This is a genomic window from Desulfomicrobium aestuarii (assembly GCF_055385525.1).
In genome coordinates, this window is record NZ_AP042427.1 from 1,982,227 (window position 1) to 2,001,487 (window position 19,261).

Genomic DNA, 19,261 nt, shown 5'->3' on the forward strand with positions numbered 1-19,261 from the left:
CGACGGCCTGTCGGAAATGGCCTCCCGTCTCCAAGAATACGTCGTGACCCAAGACTCTTCCTTTGAAAATCCCGTGCCGGGCGTCCTCTGGTTCGACGCCGACTCGGGCGAATCCGGCGCCTATGTGACGCCGGAAATCAAGGATCTTCTGAAGATCGACGTTGCGGACCGAGACGGGGACGGACGCATCGATGGAATCGATGCCCCGGTGGCGGGCCTCCTGGAAGCGCAATACATGCCAGGCACATTGTTCCTCGGCAACGATTTCAACGACTCTGACGGGGACGGGACCGCACCGCTGGTTCACCAACCCGGCAGCGGCGTCCACCTCGACATGACCGACCCGCTCAATGTCTGGCATCTGATTAGCGGAGACTACTACTACAGTTATCAAGGGGTACTGTGGTGGGCATTTGTCCCTTCGGCCGAACTCGCGCTGTCGGCCATGGATATGGACGACAGCGGTGCTGTCGAATGGCAGGAAGCATTCGATGTCCTTGTTGTCGGACAGATGCAGGACTGGATGGACAACAGCGACGCCCAGTACTATCCGACGCTGGCATACCCCGGCGGAGCGTGGGGCAGTCCGATCACGGACCCCTGGTCAGACTTCAACCATCTGAAATGGGATGGTTCGAGTTGGGTCAACAAGTCCGTCAGCGAATTCCTGGCCGAGCTCGACACATTCCTTGAAACAGGCCTGCAAGCTCCTGCGGCCCTCGTCTCCGGCCACGCATATCATTCGGCCTATCCGTCGGGACAGCTGCTCGCCACGAACGGTGAATCCCTGGTCGAAGTCGATATCGGCACCGTCACTGCCCATAACCTCGGGCCCGGATTCACGCTGACGATGGAAGACGTTAAATTTGTCTTCAACCACGATGTCGTCATGGACCTCGGCTATCAGTCCGACCAACTCAACATCTCCGTAGGCACCGAAAAGCCGGCGAATTCGAGCGGCATCGCCGAACCGGGGCTGGAAGCCACCAAGATCCAGGTCGAGGCGGGGGTATACTTCGACGACCTGATCATTGGCCTGCAAGGCTACGCAGCAAAGACCATCCCCAATCCCACTCCGCCGCCCGACACCCTGGCACTCCCGGATGGAACTCCCACCGGCCCCACGGATGTCCACGATTTCTTCATCACGGTTCCCGACGGTTCACTGGAAATCGGGGTCAAGGCCCATCACACCGGCATCGTGACCGACGTCAATGTGGGCTTCCTGGGCACGAGCACATCGACTGGCGAGTTCCTCATCGACATGGGTGTGGACACCCTGTTCCACGACCCGAGCCATCCCGACGCCCTCGGATTTGTCCAGACTCTCCCGGTCATGGGCACGACAGGTCTCCTGGCCGGGGAAGTGCCCGAGCCGGAAAACTTCATCCTCCCCTCGGACGTCATTTTCACCCTGAAAATAGGCCTGACCGCCACGTCGCCCTTATCGCAGATCAAGATCACCGCGGCCAGCACCCAGGACAACGCGACCCTCGACGATCTCATTGACGACATCACCGACGCCCTGGCTGACGCGTCGCCGTACGACCTCAGCGGTCTGATCACTGCGGGTAAATATTATTCCGGGGGGGAATGGCGTCTCAAGTTCTCCCTGCCCGACGCCGACATCACCCCACTGGGCTTCAGCGGCAATGAACTCTATGCGGACCCTTACGAAACCATTACCGCCACGAGTACTGCGTCCATGATCGGCACCACCGATGTGACGCCTGTCAGCTTCCTCGTTTCCGTTGACGGAGCGCTGCCAATCCTGGTCACTGTGACGCCGACTCTGTTCGACGATGGAAACGGCGACCCCAGCGACGACGTCGTCACGCTGGCTAGTCTGATCTCAGACATCAATGCGGAACTGCGGGATTCCAACCTGCAATTCCAAATGATCAGCCCACTGTTTTCTTACGGAGTATTCGCGCGGGACAACGCAGGCAACATCGAACTGTACTACAGGACCAGCCTCCTGCAGCCCGATGCCAAATCGATCGAGATCAGCCGCGCCCTCATCCTCGATGCCGAAAACGTTATCACCTACGACGAACTTCACAGCACCTCCGCAGAAAATCTCCTTTCGAACAAGGCCGGCTGGAACACGGACGACGCCCTGCAGATCAGCCTCCCCCTGAAAGTCAAGGCTGGCCTCAAGGACCAGTTTGGCATGGTCTATGAGCCCACGGCAACCCTCAAGGTCAACATCAACCCCTTCACCGGCTTCAGCATGGTTGAAGGCGAGGACGAATACGACCGGCCGGATTTCAACCTGACCAACGCCGCCGGCAAAACGCTGCTCCAAATTCGCACAGACAAGGCGGACACGGACATCGACCCGGCCGACTGGTCGCCGGGGGATACGGCATGGGCGAACATGCTCGACTTCACCGTCATCAACGCCAATAGTGTGCTGGGTGGGCTTTCTCAGCTCCAATCATGGCTTGAACGCCTGCCCGAAAGCCAACTCCTGGCCAATTACCAGCTCCCCTTCGCCCAGGCGGTTATGGGCGACGTCCTCGATTTCGCCGATGTGCTTGAGGACGCACTGATCATCGATGACGGCGACGACGGGCTGCAGCCCAAGCCGGGCGCCGACGATGCCACAGACACCGGCAAGCTCATCGCCTGGCTCATGGATGGCGACAACGCCAATCTGGTGGTGACCTTCGACACCGCGCAGGAACTGGCCGCCCGGCTCGTCGCGCTCCCGCTCGGGAGCGACGCCATCAATCCGCGCTTCCACACGGGCAAGTCCGAACTGACTTACGACATTCGTCTCAGCCACCCCTTTGAAGACGTCGCGGTGCCGGCCGACTTCAGCCTCGACCTGAGTCCCCTGGACGGCCTCTTCACCGAGTCGACGCTGTACGTCGGAGTGGAAGGGTTCCTCAACACCACTCTTGGATTCAAGCTGGGCAGTGCGGCCAAAGCCATAAGCGCCGAGACGACGCTGGACGGGGCTGGCGGTCTCAACGGCGACAAGGGTGTCACCATCAGCGACATCCTGGCCGTAACCGGCGTTGACGACGTCTCGAGCTATGTCGGCCGTCTCTCGGCCGACGCCATCTTCGAAGTGACCGTAACCACTGCGGGCGGCGCGGTCATGATGGCCCGGGTCACGGTTCCCAAGAGCCTGACCGACTCAAACAAGACCCTGGAAAATCTCCTGCAGGACATCGACCTGGCCCTGGACGCGGCCAAGGAACTCGACGAATTCGGCAACGCCACAGCCAATACCCTGCATCTCAAGGCCGATTACGGGATCACTGCGGAAGCGGTCGGGGACCGCGTCCGCCTCATCACCTCGGATGCCGACGTGATCGGTTTCAGCATCGATTCCACAGCGACCAGCACCGCCTTCACGGAACTCGGGCTGCAACCCGAACAGGCGGTCACGGTGTCCCTGACCGGAGCGACGCCCGCATCCGTGCAGCTCACCGAGAACAAGACGTTCACGGTCACGCTGTTCGAAGGGTTATCATCCACGACCTATTCCGTGACCGTGCTCAAGACCGACACCGACGGCAACCGGACCGTCACGGACCTCGTCAATGACATCAACCTTGCCTTCGGAAGGGTGGACATAGGCGGCGGCAAGACCCTGCTGGACCGCTTCGTGGCCAGTCGGGACGGCAACCAGATAGTCTACGGCGCCATCGACCCCGACGTGAACTTCTTCCGGATGGAGGCCCAAGCTGCCATACAGGAACTCGGCATCAACTGGGAATGGCTACAACCGCTTGTTGCCACGACGGATATCGTCTCAGCCGACGGCCATCTCACGGCAGACCAGAGCTTCATGCTGAACGTGACGTACTCGGATCCGTCACTTGACGGTGTTTATGGCACCATCACGGTATTTGCCGCCGATACGGCAGACAATGACGACATTGGCGACCTCGTGGACGATCTCAACGAAGCCCTGACCGAGAAGGGGGTTGGAGGGCGCATCGTGGCCGCGGCAGAAGGCCAGAGAATCGTGCTCAAGGCTGCTTCGGCAAGCGTCATCAATATTGTCGTCCTGGTGGGCGGCTCAGCTGGAGAACTCGGATTCACGAACAGCAGCTACGATAGCACGGCCATGAGCTCCGCAGGCGTGCAACTCAAAGGCGACAAAGACATCCCCTCGCCGTATCTCGGCCAACTGACGGACGACATCAGCCTCGGCCTGTCCATCACGACCACCAGCGGCACCTTGAACAAAACCCTGAATATCGATGCAGACGCCACCAACGGTGCGCTCCCAGGCACCGACCCCAACGCCGGCATCTCCGAGCTCGTGGCGGATTTGAACGCCGTCATCTCCGCGGACATCGACCTTGCCGGGAAAATACTGGCCCAGGTCAGCGGTCAGCGCATCGTGCTACGCGCCATCGACCCGTCCGTGCTGTCCTTTGAGGTGACCGCCGGCGCCGGGGCGCTGGGGATTGAAACCGGACAGACGGCGACCGCCGATCTATCCGTGCTCGCCAACAAGTCCGCGCCCCTCTATTACGGTCCGGGCGGCGAAGCCACGTTCACGGTGAGCTTCACGGGCGGCACGCTGGACGGCAACGCCTATACGGTCAAGGTCGGCACGGTCGACCCTGCGACGGGACGGGCTGACTACCTCGACAACTCAAGCATCTACTCGTTGGTCTCGGACATGAACCGCGCCCTGAGCAAGGCCGTGTTGTTTGACGGCGACGCCGATCCGTCAAACGACGTGGTCGTCGACCTGCGCCCGTACGTTGCCGCATCCAACGACGGCTACCGGATGGTGCTGATGCAGGCGGCGGGTGCCGAGATCGGCACCGACTACACAGGCTTCAGCGTGGAAGCCCTCTCGCCGACGAATCCTGCGGCGACAGATTTGCATCTGATACCACACCCACAACTCGATCCGCCTGATATCGACGGAGTCGTCGAAGCTGATTCCGCGGATCTGCTGATCTACACGCAAAATGGCCATGTCTACCGCGTGTCCCTTGACGACGCGACAAACATCGGAATGGTCGCCGACAGAATCTACGCACAGACCGATCATCTGGTCACGCTCGAATACGACGCTTCCGGCACGGCCATCAACCTGCGCGACTCCTCGACGGGTTCATCCCTGTTCCGAGTCGATACGGTGAACCGTAGCGGCGCGGCAATTTCTCTGGGAATATTCGGGGCCGACACGACAACCGTCGATGAAACCCCGGATGGGCTGATCGAAGGTCAAGCCATTGCCGCCATCAAACTGGCCGACCGCGTCTTCGTGCGCAACCTGGGCTCCGAGCCCTTCCTTGACGCGACCGTCACCGTCAAGGCCATCGACGACCCCTCCACGCCGGAATACGACGCACTGAGCGCCAAGGGAGCCTTCGGCTTCGTCGGCGTCAACCTGATCGGACCGTTCAACCCCAGCGTTGCCACGCCCTGGATGAAAACCGACGACCCGGCCACACCCGATATCGACGAATCTCTCCAGGCCGAACCGGGGGCTCCCCAGGAAACCCTCTACACCGGCGACTTCGCCAGCAGCATCGTTTACGCTGGTCCGCCTGAGCGGACGATGACCGACCTGTTCAAGGCACTCACGGCCGAGGACAGCGTCACTCAGGCTGTCCTGCCCGGAACCATCGACGAACTGTCCGCCGTCATCAGCAGGCCCACGTTCACCGGCACCGCCGATTTCGGCCTCCTGGCCACCCTCGACGGCGCCATCTCCGGGATGGCCACCCCGCTCAACCTGGGCGACGGCCGGATCATCGTCTCCCTCGACAACCTCGGCAACGCCTTCGCCGCGCCTCCGTTCGTCACGCTGGGTGATCCCTTTGGCGACTATGTCCTGGTTGAAGACTTCAGTTTCGAGGTGGCCATAGACGGCGGCGTAACCCGCACCGTGACGGTGCTGGCCGACAACACCGACGGCGACAACCTCGACACGGGGATCGGTGGCGGTGCAGCGAACACCTCGCTTGCCGACCTTGTGGCCGATTTCAACTACGCAATCGCCAAGGCGAAACTCGATGACTACATCGTCGCCACCTCCGGCAGTCTGAAACTCCAAGGCGCGTCCCCGTTCTCGGGGATACGTTTCACTGTCACGCCGCTCTCTGGCCTGCCTTACTGGTCGACCGACGCCGGGATTGAAGCGCTTGAAAAAATCGGTTCGTTCGACCCCGGCCTGCCGACCCTGGATGTCCTCGACAGCCTCGGACAGCATTTCGAAACAGCCCTCGGCAACCTCGGCGATTTCCAGGACATCGGTTTCGATCAGGTCATGGACGCCATGGATGGCCTGCTCGGGTTCTTGGATGAATTCGACACCACGTACGACTTCTTCAGGACCGAAATCCCGTTCCTGGGCCTGAGCCTCGACGACGTCATGGACTTCGTCGACCGTCTGCGCGCCGCAGTGGAGGACATCCGGCAGAATCCGGCCGGAAGCCTGCAGATGCTGGCCCAGAAGATCCGGGAGAACTTCGGGCTGCCCGACTTCAGCAAGGAACTTGACCCGGCCGCGGCCATGCAGGCCTACTTCCAGCAGTACGGCATCACCGACCCGGCCTCGGACGTGCTCAAGTTCGCCTTCGCCACCCTGGACGGCGACGACATCCTGCGCATCGATCTGCGCCTGCCCGTGGGCTTCAAGAAAGCCATCGACGTGGACCTGGATCTGGGCGATCTGGCCGGCGTCGATCTCGGCCCCCTGAGCCTGCAAGGCGCGGCGGGCCTCGGCGCGACGGGTTATGTGGATGCCAGGCTGGCTTTCGGCATCAACCTCGATACCGGCGAAATATACCTCTATGAAAACGATACCAGCATCACCGGCAGCTTCGAGGCCTACAGCGACACACTGACCTTCAACGCGGCCCTCGGCCCGCTGGGATTGTTCGTCACCGGCGGGACGGCACGGGTCGACCTCGGCTTTGAATTCAGCGGCGGTACCGACGGTTGGGTGGACATGGCCGGCGCCTTTGAAGGCTTCGACCTCTCGGGCATCGCCGATCCGGTCGTCAACGCCACCTTGCCGCTCTTCTTCCCCACAGACTCAGATTACCTGGGAGACATCCGCTTCAATCCGACCATCTCGCTTTCGGCTGACGGCGACTTCGTCTTCGGCAACCTCATCCCTTACGTTCCCGACCTGTCGAGCATCGACTTCAGCAACCTGAGCCTCTTCGACAACGTCGGCCTGGCCATCGACGCCCTGGATCTGTTCATGGAGCAGGTCCAGAACTTCCTCTACGGCGAGGTCTTCGGCATCGAACTGCCGTTCATCGGCGACAGCCTGGCGGCGGGCGGCGACTTTATCGAGAACATCCGCAGCCAGATCATCCAGCCCTTCAGGGATATCATCGCCAACGCGCCCGAAGTGGCCGGCGATTTCGTGCAGAACTTCCTCTTCACCATCCTCGGCCCCGGCGGCGACGTGTGGGATGCCAGCGATCCGGCCGCCTTCTACGCGGCCTTCCATTCCCTGCCCGGCCTCGGCAAGCTCGTCGACCCGACCGACGGCAGCATCGTCGACTGGAATGCCTACAATGCCGGCACCGTGGACAAGGACACGGCGGACGATTTCATCACCTTCACCTATTTGGGAGAAGACACCCCGACCGACTGGATGGATGACCAGGTGCAGTGGGATCTGCGTCTCGGCGACCGCTACACCCCGGACATCGACCTTGGCTTCGACATAGGCTTCCCGGCCCTGGGCCTGGAGTCCGACGCCAAGCTGAACCTGCTCCTGCTGTGGGACCTGGCCCTGGGCATCGGCATCAACCGGACCGACGGTGCCTACATCGATATCGACAACCCGCGGAAGCTCGACATTGAAGGCACCACCAATGATGCGACAGACGACATTGACATCTCCGACGAGCTCTACCTGCGTGCGGACGCCTGGTTCAACCCGGGCGACCGCCTCTCGGGCAAGCTGGCCTTCCTGCAGGTGGACGTCTTCTCCCTGGGCGACGATTCCCCGGGAGACGCCACCGGCGCCTACGACGAATTCCGTGATCGCTTCAAGGTGGACGCCAGTTGGGACAACTTCGATCAGCAATACTGGGACGCCGCGACACAGCAGCTCGTGAACAGGCCAAACGGCGCTGGCGACAGCGATGTCGACGAGACGCGGCTGACGGCCGTTTTCCAGGTCGACCTCTACAACAAGGACGATACCGACGAAGAAAAGGATGAACACCTGAGCTTCTCCGAACTCGGCAAGCTGCGCGCGGACGTGGACCTCCAGGTCGACGCCGAGGTCAACCTCGGACTCGTCGCAAAATTCAACGAAGACATCATCCCCGACGCCGTGTCGGCCCTCATCCCGCAGGTCGGGGCGCAATTCGTCCTCGACTGGTCGACGGGCGATCTCATCGGCGCCGAGAACTACGACTTCTCGAAGATGCTCGAACTGGTTGAGTTCCGCCATGTCGGCATCGACATGGGCTCCTTCCTCGGCGACTTCCTCGGGCCCATCGTGGAGAACATCCAGGACATCACGGAACCCCTGCAGCCTGTCATCGACTTCATGACCGCGCGGATTCCGGTGGTCTCCGACCTGGCCGGCCGGACCATCACCCTGGTCGATATCGCCGGTCTGACCGGCTACGTCGAAACAGGCATGATCTACGCCATCGCCGACATCATCTCCCTGGTGAACAGCATCCCGGCCGAGCCCGGTTCCCTCATCGTGCCCATCGGCAGCTTGAGCATCATCGGCCCCGGTTCTACGGACGAGCTCAAGTTCAACCTGACTCTGCCCGACTTCGACCTCGGCAGCGACTCCAGCGGCGAGGGCGGGTTCTCCCTGGGCGATGCCCTGGGCGGGTTCGAGGACGGGCTGGACACGATCCTCGACGGCATCGACACGAGCGGTTCCACCGGGGCGACCAGTTCCAGCGTCCTGAACGGCACCGCGCCCGGAGCGGGCAGCTTCGGCTTCCCCATCTTCGAGAGTCCTTCCGAAATCTTCGGGCTGCTGCTCGGCAGGCCCGCGACGCTCATCACCTACGACCTGCCGCCCTTCGGGCTTGACTTCCAGTGGCGGCAAAGCTTCCCGGTGTGGGGCCCCTTCAACGTCGTCCTGACCATCGGTGCGGGCGTCACCGTGGACCTTGCTTTCGGCTATGACACCGAGGGCGTGGCCAGATTCGTCGAAGGCGATTTCGAGAACCCCCTTGACCTACTGGCCGGCTTCTTCATCAGCGACACCGATCTGCCGCAAGGCACGGGCGGCACCGATGTGCCCGAACTCGTGCTGGAAGGCGAGGTCTTCGCCGGGGCGGAGCTGAACCTCGGCATCGCCAGCGCGGGAGTCGAGGGCGGACTGATCCTGACGGTCAACTTCGACCTCTACGACCCTGACCGCGACGGCAAGGTGCGCGTCGACGAGATGCTCGGAGCCTTCCTCTACGAGGCCCGCACAGGCAACCCGGCCTTGGCTCCCGTGGCCATCTTCGACGTCTACGGCGACATCTCGGCCCAGTTGCGGGCCTACATCAAGGCGCTGATGTTCGAGTACACCTTCGACATCACGCCCAAGATCGTGCTCTTCGAATTCAGCATACCCTTCGACCGTGAACCCATCCTGGCTACCGAGCGCGGCGACGGCGCCCTGCTCCTGAACATCGGCGCCAACTCCGGCTCGCGCCTCAACGGCGACACGGACGACTTCGGCGAGGAGATTCGCGTCAGGTCCATAGGCGGCGGCGAGGTGGAGGTCTGGGGCCTGGGCGTCCCGCAGAGCGCGGCCCAGGTCTACAAGGCCGACCACATCATCGCCTACGGTGGCGAGGGCGACGACAGGATATTCCTGGATCTCGGAACCTCGGGAATCACCTACGCCATTGAAGGCGGCAGCGGCGACGACATCATCGAGGTCACGGGCGGCACCGGTGCCGGTCTGATCCGCGGCGGCCTGGGCAACGACAGCCTGATCGGCGGCGGCGGCGCAGACGTGATCTACGGCGAACAGGGCCTCGACACCATCACAGGCGGTGCCGGAAACGACATCCTCTTCGGTGACGGCGGCACTCTGGTCTACGAAAACGACGGTACGACACTGAAGCGCCTCTTCGTGATGCCGGGCAGCAACGACGGGGACGACCATCTGCTGGGAGACGCCGGTATCGATCTGCTCGTGGGAGGAGGAGGCAACGACTGGCTGGAAGGCGGCGGCGACAAGGATCTGCTCATCGGCGACGGCGTGAACATCCAGTATGCGAGCGGCGCACTCCCCTCGACCGTCTGGACACCCGATGCGGCCAAGGCCGGAATGGTTGGCTACGACCAGTTCGGCTACCTGACGCTGCGGCTGACCGACACTGGTACGGGCGGCAATGACCGGCTCTTCGGCCAGGACGGCGCAGACGTCATGTACGGCGGCTACGGCTACGATCTCCTCCAAGGCGGCGCCGGCAATGACCGCATGCTCGGCCAGACCGGCATGGATACCATGTACGGCGGCGGCGGTTCCGACCTGATGCTGGGTGGCGCCCATGACGACATCATGTTCGGCTATGCCGACGCCTACGCCACCGAAAACGCCGACACGGTCGCTGACGGCGATCCCGACTCCGGCGACACCATCTTCGGCGAGGACGGCAACGACTACATCCGCGGCCAGGAAGGTGCAGACCGCCTCTACGGCGACCGCGGGGCGGACATTATCTTCGGTGACGCCGGCAACGACACCATCAAGGGCGGCATCAACCCCGACACCATCTTCGGCGGCGCAGACGATGACAGAATCGACGGCGAGGCCGGCAACGACATCGTCTTCGGCGACGACGGGCTGGTGGCGTTCCTCGAATTCTACACCACCGCTCAGGCGACGGAGCTCAAGGCCGACGGCGTCCTGCGCGACGTCATTGAAATCGGCTCCCTGATCCGCACCGACGCCTCGGGCAACCGCCTTATCGGCGACGGCGGGGCGACGGTCGCCAGCCTGGACGCCCTTGTGGGCACCTTCACGGATGACGGTCTGAAGGAGACGCTGGACCTCATCGTCACTGAAGTCGACGTCGACGCCCTCGACGGGGACGGCACCGACGGAAACGACACCATCAACGGTGGAGCCGGCGACGACGTTGTCCTCGGCGGGGCAGGCAACGACTGGATCGGCGGCGACATCGCCCCGGCCGATGCAGGCGCTCTGCCCGAGATCAACCCCATCGGTGATGACGTCCTCATCGGCGACGGCGGGCGCATCGAACTCTTCGGCCGCCTCAACCGCATGATCATGAGCATCCCCGACGCCGAGAGCGTGGGCATCGACCACATCTTCGGCGACAACGGCAACGATATCGCCTTCGGCGGCACCAGTGGCGACTTCATCTACGGCGGGCACGGCAGCGGCCGCGCCCCCGTGGTGCAGATCGAAGGTGAGGATGGGGAATTCTACTCCCCGGACAAGGACATCCTCCTTGGCGACAACGGAGTGATCGAACTCGACTTCGGCATAGCCCGCCGAATCTACACGTCCGACGTGACCGATCAAGACACCCCTCTGACCAACACCGGCGGCGCGGACTTGATTGAAGGCAACGAGGCCGACGACATCATCCTGGGCGGCGTCAACGGCAGCCCGGACAGTCTGTTCGGCAACACCGGCAACGACATCATCCTGGGCGACAACGGTCTTCTCGACTTCGGCCTCGACCCAGTCGCGTTGACAGGCGTCGAAGACATCGAATCACCCGCCCTCGAACACGCCCAAACCTTCTACATCACCCGCTACAGCGACACCGTGCCGGTCAAGGTCACGGTGCCGGCAGGTGAATATGCGGACATGGGCGCGCTTGTTGCGGCCATCAACACGGCCCTGGCAAACGCCAAATCCAGTGAAGCCGTGCCTAAGGACGTGGACCTGAGCGGCGACATAGAAGCCCTCGCGGAGGGGAACCGCATCACCCTGGCCAGGAAGGACGGCTCCGTTATGCAGAGCTTCCTGCTGGCTGCGTCCGTAGGCAACTCCCTCGGCTTCGCGCCGCTCCAGACCGGTCCCGACTTCGGCACGCTGGAACTGATCATCTCTCAACCCTACAAGGTGGTGGATCAGGCCACACAGACAGTGGACGACAGTGTGATCCTGGGCGGAGGGGACGAGATCTCCGGCAACGAGGGCAATGACCTCCTCATCGGCGGAGTGGGCGAAGACACGATGTACGGAGACAACGCATCCGCATCCTCCGGCGACGATGACGGTGAAGACATCATGCTCGGCGACAACGCGCGCATTGAGCTGTCCGGTACGGACGGCCGCCTGCTCGTCTTCGGCACGGCCGTCGACCTGATCACGACCACCGATACCGAGGAAGCGACCGGCGGCGCCGACACCATGTCCGGCAACGCCGGCAACGACATCATGCTCGGCGGCGTGAACAACGACGATGGCGACGAACTGAACGGCTTCGAAAAGGATTTGCTGTACGGTGACCGCGCACTGCCCAACTCGACGACAATCGCCGACGACGGCGACGACATCATGCTCGGCGACAACGGCCTCCTCGACTTCACCTACGACCCGGCGGATTACCCCGGCGACGAACCGGGCATGGCTGACACCGACCGCATGACCCTCGACCTGATCCGCTCCTTCGAAGACGCCCTCGGCGGCATCGACGTCATCTCCGGCAACAAGGGCCTCGACGTGGCCATCGGCGGCACGGCCGGCGATATCATCTACGGTGACGACGCCAACGCCAGCGCAGGCGCTGCCGATCTGGGCGACCTGCTCATCGGCGACAACGCCGACATCTTCCTGGTGGCGGCACCCCTGGCGCCGGTCTCGGGCTTCGACCTGAAGCTCGTCCTCGACGCCGCGGTCAAGACCATCCGCACCACGGACAACGACGACCCGGACAACACCGGCGGCTCCGACACCATCTCCGGCAACGCCGGCGGCGACATCATCGCCGGCGGCGTCTACGGCGACACCCTCTACGGCGACCGCCTCGACCCGACCACGTCCGGCGGCAAGAACACCACGCTGCTGGACGGCGACGACATCGTCCTCGGCGACAACGGCGCCTTCGAATGGCTGTCCACCGGACGGCTCTTCGACGTCCTTGGCATCGATCTCGAGGCCAACAATCCCGCCCTCTGGGCCAAATACGGCACCGGCACGGCCGACACCGACCTCTCCACCCTCGACCTCGTGACCACCGAGCAGCCCAACAGCGGCGGACGCGACCTCATCTACGGCGACAACGGCCGCGACATGATGTTCGGCGGCACCGACTCCGACGAGATGTACGGCGACGACGGCGACGGCCTCGGTGCGGTGGACAACAACGACCTCATGTTCGGCGACCACGGGCGCCTCTACCCGCAGTTCAGCGCCCTGAGGGCACCTGGGCAGGATTGGCGCCTGGCCTTCAACTCCCGCAACTTCTTCGCCATCGATACCGGCGACACGGACGGCGATCCGCTGACCCCGAACTTCGGTGGTGAAGGCGACCGCATGTGGGGCGAGGAAGGCGACGACGGCATGCTCGGCCAGCAGGGCGACGACCGCATGTGGGGCGGCTCCGGCAACGACGACATGACCGGCGGGCACAACGTGTCCGGCGGCATCGACGAGCTGTCCCTGACGACCATCTCGGCCAGCCTTGACGGAACGGGCATCTCGACGCCCGCCATCGACGATGTGAACGACCTCATGGACGGCGGCACCGGTGACGACGCCATGGCCGGCGACAATGCCATCGTCTGGCGTCGCGGAGACGACCTGAGCCCGCGCTTCCGCGCGTTGACGGCGCCCTCCATCTATACGACCTCAGAAACGGCCATCATCGCCAACCTGGGCAGTACGTGGCAGAGCGACCCGGCTGACGCCGTCGGTCGCGACATCGAGCTGATCGATCACGCCGACACCACGGCGGCCGGTCTCTTCGGGGCCGACGTCATGGCCGGCGGGGCGGACAACGATGTGATGTTCGGCCAGCTTGCCAACGACCTGATGCAGGGCGACGGAACCATCGGCGCCAGCGCCGACCCCGGACCGACCACGGAGACGGTCGTCCTCACTGACACCGGAATTCCGGACACCAGCGAGACCCTCTACTTCAACATCCCCGAAGCGGCGACCGACGGCGACGACTACCTGGAAGGCAACGGCGGCGGCGACCTCATGTACGGCGGACTGGGCCAGGACGACATCATCGGCGGCAGCTCGGCCCTGTTCGGCCTGACCACCGAGGCCATGCGGCCCGACGCCTCCGACGTGATCTTCGGCGGGGCGGGCATCGACATCGGCCGCAACCATATCGGCGACGCGACCGAAGACGGCACGACCCATGTCATCACAACCACCGCCGAGGGCCATGCCCGCGACGCCGACTACATCATGGGCGACAACGCCAATGTGTACCGCCTGGTGCAGGGCGGCGCGAGCGGGACGAACCCGGCCGACGCCAAGGATCTCTTCCGGACCTTCAACTACGACAATTACGGCACCCTGAAGATCATTCCGCGGGCCATGGAGCAGCTCGATTACCACTTGGGCGGCGCCGACTACAACGGCGGCGAATACGTAAACGGAGCGGCCAAGCTTGAGGGTCAGCCCGCCGACAACGGCGCGGCCGACCTGATCCACGGCGAGTCCGGCGACGACATCATCTTCGGCATGACCGGCAGCGACGTCATCTTCGGCGAGGGCCAGGACGACGACATCATCGGCGGCTACGGCAACGACTGGATCTCCGGAGGCACGGGACAGGACGGCGTCCTGGGCGACGACGGACTGATCCTGACCAGCCGCAACAGCACGGCGGGCGAGCCCCTCAACGGCATCGCCGGGCTGCTGGCCAGCGACCCGCGGCCGAAGTACGCCGACGGCAACGTCCTGAACGAGGTCATCAAGACCCCCGGCGATATCCAGTACGCCCTGATCAACGTGTCCGGCGAACTGAAGAAGACCATGGACCTGGTGCCCTTCAGCTTCGACAAGACCTGGCTCGGCAACGACGACGAGTTCCCTGACAATCAGGACAACCAGCCCTACGCCGACGACATCATCTTCGGCGGCCTGGGCAGCGACTGGCTGCACGGCGGCTCGGGCGACGACGCCATCTCCGGCGCCGAGGCCCTCATGGACGCCTACGTGCCGACATACGACGCTTCCGGCAACCCGAACGGCATCCTCAACCTGGGCTACGGCGCGGTCGGCCTGCCGGCCACGACCAATCCCGGCGACGTGCTGGCCTTCAACCCGCTCGACGGCGACGGGCAGCACACCAACAACCGCTTCCGGGCTGGCGAGTTCGACCTGTACGACGAGTACGACCCGCGCCGTATCATCCTGCTGACCCCGCAAGGCGAACTCTACAAGGGCACGGACGGGATTGAAGGAGTTGACTACTTCCAGTTCCTGCTCAACTTCAACAAGGACGAAGGGGTGCTCCGCCCCGGCGGCACGGTGCCCAAGGCCACGGGCCAGCAGACCGAAACCTATCCTGAGGTCCGTGACGACGGCCGCGACGCCATCTTCGGCGACCTCGGCAACGACTGGCTGGTGGGCGGCACCGGCGCCGACGACATGTACGGCGGCTGGGGCAACGACCTGCTCAACGCCGACGACAATCACGATACAAACGACGGCCTGAACGACGTCCCTGACACCCATCCCTTCTACCAGGATAGGGCCTACGGCGGAGCAGGCCGCGACGTGCTCATCGGCAACACCGGAGGCGATCGTCTCATCGATTGGGTGGGCGAATACAACTCCTATCTGGTGCCTTACGCCCCGTTCGGCGCGGCTTCCGTCAGCCGGACCCTGCAGCCCTTCCTGCCCGAGTTCCTGTACGCCCTCTCGGCGGCCGACGGAGCGGACTTCACTCGTCAGGGGGACGAAACCAGAAACGGCGAACCCGAAGGCGAGATGGGTCTCGTGCTGCAGAAGGATTACGCCTGGCAGGATCAGACCGGAGCGCCGGCCGACCCGCAGGCCGGCAACATCCCGGGCGGCGCCCGCGACGTGCTCCGCTCGGCGGGCTTCAACGACGGCACCTCCGACGCCTTCTTCGTGGACAGCGGCGTCTGGTCCGTGGTCAGCGGCCGCTACCAGGTCGCGCCCACGGCCCTTGGAGGCGACGCCCTGAGCGTCTTCTACGTCGACGAATACATCCCGAGCTACTTCGAGATGCTGGCTACAATTCGCGCCGTGAAGCCCACGGGCGGCTACGGCGCCAACGCCTACCTCATCTTCGACTACCAGAACTCCGAGGACTTCAAGTTCGCCGGCATCAACGTGTCCACGAGCAAGCTCGAAATCGGCTACCATGACGCCTCGGGCTGGCACGTGCTGGTGCAGGCCCCCTACACCTCATCCCTCAAGGCCGACACGGACTACAACGTGTTCCTGGCCCTGAACGGCAGCACGGCGACCCTGCGGGTCAACAACAAGACCACCCTGACCTACACCTTCGCCCCCCGCGTCGATGGCTACGGGATCGAGCACTTCCTGCACGAAGGCATGGTCGGCCTGGGAGCCAACAACGCCAGGGCGGCCATCGACAACGTGGTCGTGCAGCGCATCGCCCCGGAAATGACCTCCACGCAGACCGTGGAGTTCTCCAGCCAGGCGGAGTTCGAAGGCCTCTTCCAGACGCCGGTTAACGGCATTGCGGACGGCGGCAGCCTGACCCTGTCCGCCGCGCCCGGCGGGACCGCCGTCGACCTCGCCGACATGCGGATCGCCCCGGCCTCGGTGCTGTCCCTCGAAGCCGTCCTCCGGACGGCCAACCAGGGCGGCTTCGTGTTCGACTCCTACGGCCCGGAGGACTTCAAGTTCGTGACCCTGGACGTGGAGTCGGACAAGATCCTCGTCGGCCACAGCACCGCCAAGGGCGGCATCGTCATCGACGCCGAGAGGAGCGCGACCCTCGACGCAGGAACGGACTACACCCTCGGCATCACCATCGCGGAACGCACCGTCAGCGTGACCCTGGACGGCGGAGCCGCCCTGAGCTTCGCGTTCAACGCCCTGGTCACGGACGGCGAGTTCGGACTGCTGGCCCGCAACGGGGACGTCCTCTTCGACCGCCTGGTGGTCCGGACCGACGACCCGGCCTACGCCACCCCAGCCCTGCCCACGATCTCCGTGTCCGACGCATCGGTGACGGAGGGCGACGGCGGACAGAAGACGGTCGAGGTGACATTCACCCTTTCGACCGAGTGGGATGCGCCCGTGACGGTCGCCTACGCGACCGTGGCGGGAACAGCCCAGGCCGGTGAAGACTATCTGGAACAGAACGGCACGGTAACCTTCGACCCGGGCGAGACCAGCCGGACCGTGGCCTTCACGGTCTACGGCGACGACGTCGTCGAGCCCGACGAGACCTTCACCATCGAGCTCTTCGATTCCGAGAACGCCGTCATCGCCGACAAGGCGGGCCTGGTCACCATCGTGAACGACGACGCCCCGGCCCCGACCGTGCCGGTCATCTCCGTCTCGGACGCCAGCGTCCTGGAGGGCGACAAGACCAACAAGACCAAGGTGAGCGTGACCATCAGCCTGTCCGCGGCGACGACGGACACCGTGTCCGTACGCCTGAAGACACAGGACGGCACGGCATGGAGCGGGTTCGACTACGTGGCGGCCGACACGGCCATCACCTTTGCCCCCGGTGAAACGAGCAAGACCTACACCCTGACCGTCAACGGCGACAAGGTCGCCGAATTCGACGAGACCTTCGATGTCGTGCTCTCCGAGGCCGTGGGGGCGACCATCGGCGACGGCACCGGCGTCATCACCATCAAGAACGACGACGGCACGCCGCTGACGGCCGACATCCCCGCCAGCGGCGAGATGGAAGGCGTCGTGGCGACCGAGACGGACCTTGCGCCCATCGTCGAAGCGGCCATCGACCTCTGGGCCGAGGCCCTGGGCGAGGAGGCCGTTGCGGCGCTGCATGACGTGGAGTTCCAGGTCGGCGACCTCTCGGGCCAGATCCTGGGCCTGACCGGGAATGGCACGGTCTTCATCGACGCCGATGCCGCCGGCTACGGCTGGTTCGTCGACCCGACCCCGCTGGACGACAGCGAGTTCACGGGCGGCACGGCCGAAGGCATGGACCTCCTGACGGCGGTCATGCACGAGTTCGGCCATGTGCTCGGCTTCAGGGACGTGCCTGCGGCCCTGGACTGCCTCATGAGCGGCACCCTCGGGGAAGGCGTGCGGCACCTGCCGTCCGACCTGGCCATGGTGACCATGCCTTCGGCCGCGAAGTCGAGCCTGTTCAACTTCGCCCCGCCGTCCAACGGCATCCCGTCGGGCTGGATCTTCGAGCACGGCAAGTTCGGCGACGGCGGGAGCCACGGCTGGCTGGACAAGATCCTGAAGCGGTTCAGGGGACGCACGGCCCATGACGGTCTGCCGAGTCTGATCACCATGACGAACGGTGCGGCCCTGCACAACCCGATGGAGGGCATGGACGAGACGGCCGAGATGCTGGTTCGGCTTGACCTGGCAGACGCAACCGCCCTGCCCGGTGACGCCGTGACGGAACGGGCGCAGGCCTGGCTCGGCGACTTCCTGCTCGACGGGACCGGCAAGGCAGCCCCGAACAGCAAGATCAAGATAGAGATGTGACAGGGGTTTAGAACATAACGAAGGAGAAACGGGACACAAAAGTGCACCAAGGATTATGACGCAACACATGCCGGGAACCGCAACCATGCGTGTTTCCGGCATGTTTTTTTCTGATCGTCCAGGATGACGATCCTGCTCCGCACGCTTCGGCAACATATGGACGCTAAGCTGAAGCGTCGGAATTGCGGCGGACTTCCGCGCAAAAAAGTGAAATCCCTTGACCCACTATGTGAATGAGCGGTATTGTTGTCATAAATATGCATCCATGCTCCATCACCAATTGCAGGAGGAAACGCTATGTCCACTCGAGGTCGCGACGCATCCGAAGCAGGCTCAGAAGGCGTGACCCAGAACGCCCAGATGAAGGTTCGCTGGGATGACACCAACATGAAGAGCACCTATGCCAACGTGTGCAACGTGGCCGGGACGCGTGAGGAGATCGTGCTGCTCTTCGGCATGAACCAGGCTTGGCACGCCGGCCAGAAGGAGGTCACGGTACAACTCGCCGACCGCATCGTCATGAGCCCCTTCGTGGCCAAGCGGCTGGCGCTCATGCTCGGCAACATCCTCAAGGACTATGAAGCCAAGTACGGCAAGCTGGACATCGGCCTGCCCACCGACGTGCAGTAGTCGAACACGGAGCGCGCAGGCCATGTGCCGCGGCCGCCGCCGGCGCGCCTGAATCAG

Annotated in this window: 2 protein-coding genes; both read left to right on the forward strand. The window is 63.8% G+C overall.

Annotated elements, in window-relative coordinates; all coding sequences use genetic code 11:
- The first annotated feature begins 43 nt into the window (after positions 1 to 43).
- Complete coding sequence (locus tag ACZ5AC_RS08990) at positions 44 to 18,574, forward strand: Calx-beta domain-containing protein (RefSeq protein ID WP_464247285.1); 18,531 nt, start codon at positions 44 to 46, stop codon at positions 18,572 to 18,574.
- Between the two features lie 297 nt (positions 18,575 to 18,871).
- The gene (locus ACZ5AC_RS08995; RefSeq protein ID WP_464247286.1) at positions 18,872 to 19,204 is read left to right on the forward strand and encodes a DUF3467 domain-containing protein; all 333 of its coding nucleotides are present in this window, start codon (positions 18,872 to 18,874) and stop codon (positions 19,202 to 19,204) included.
- Positions 19,205 to 19,261: the final 57 nt, after the last annotated feature.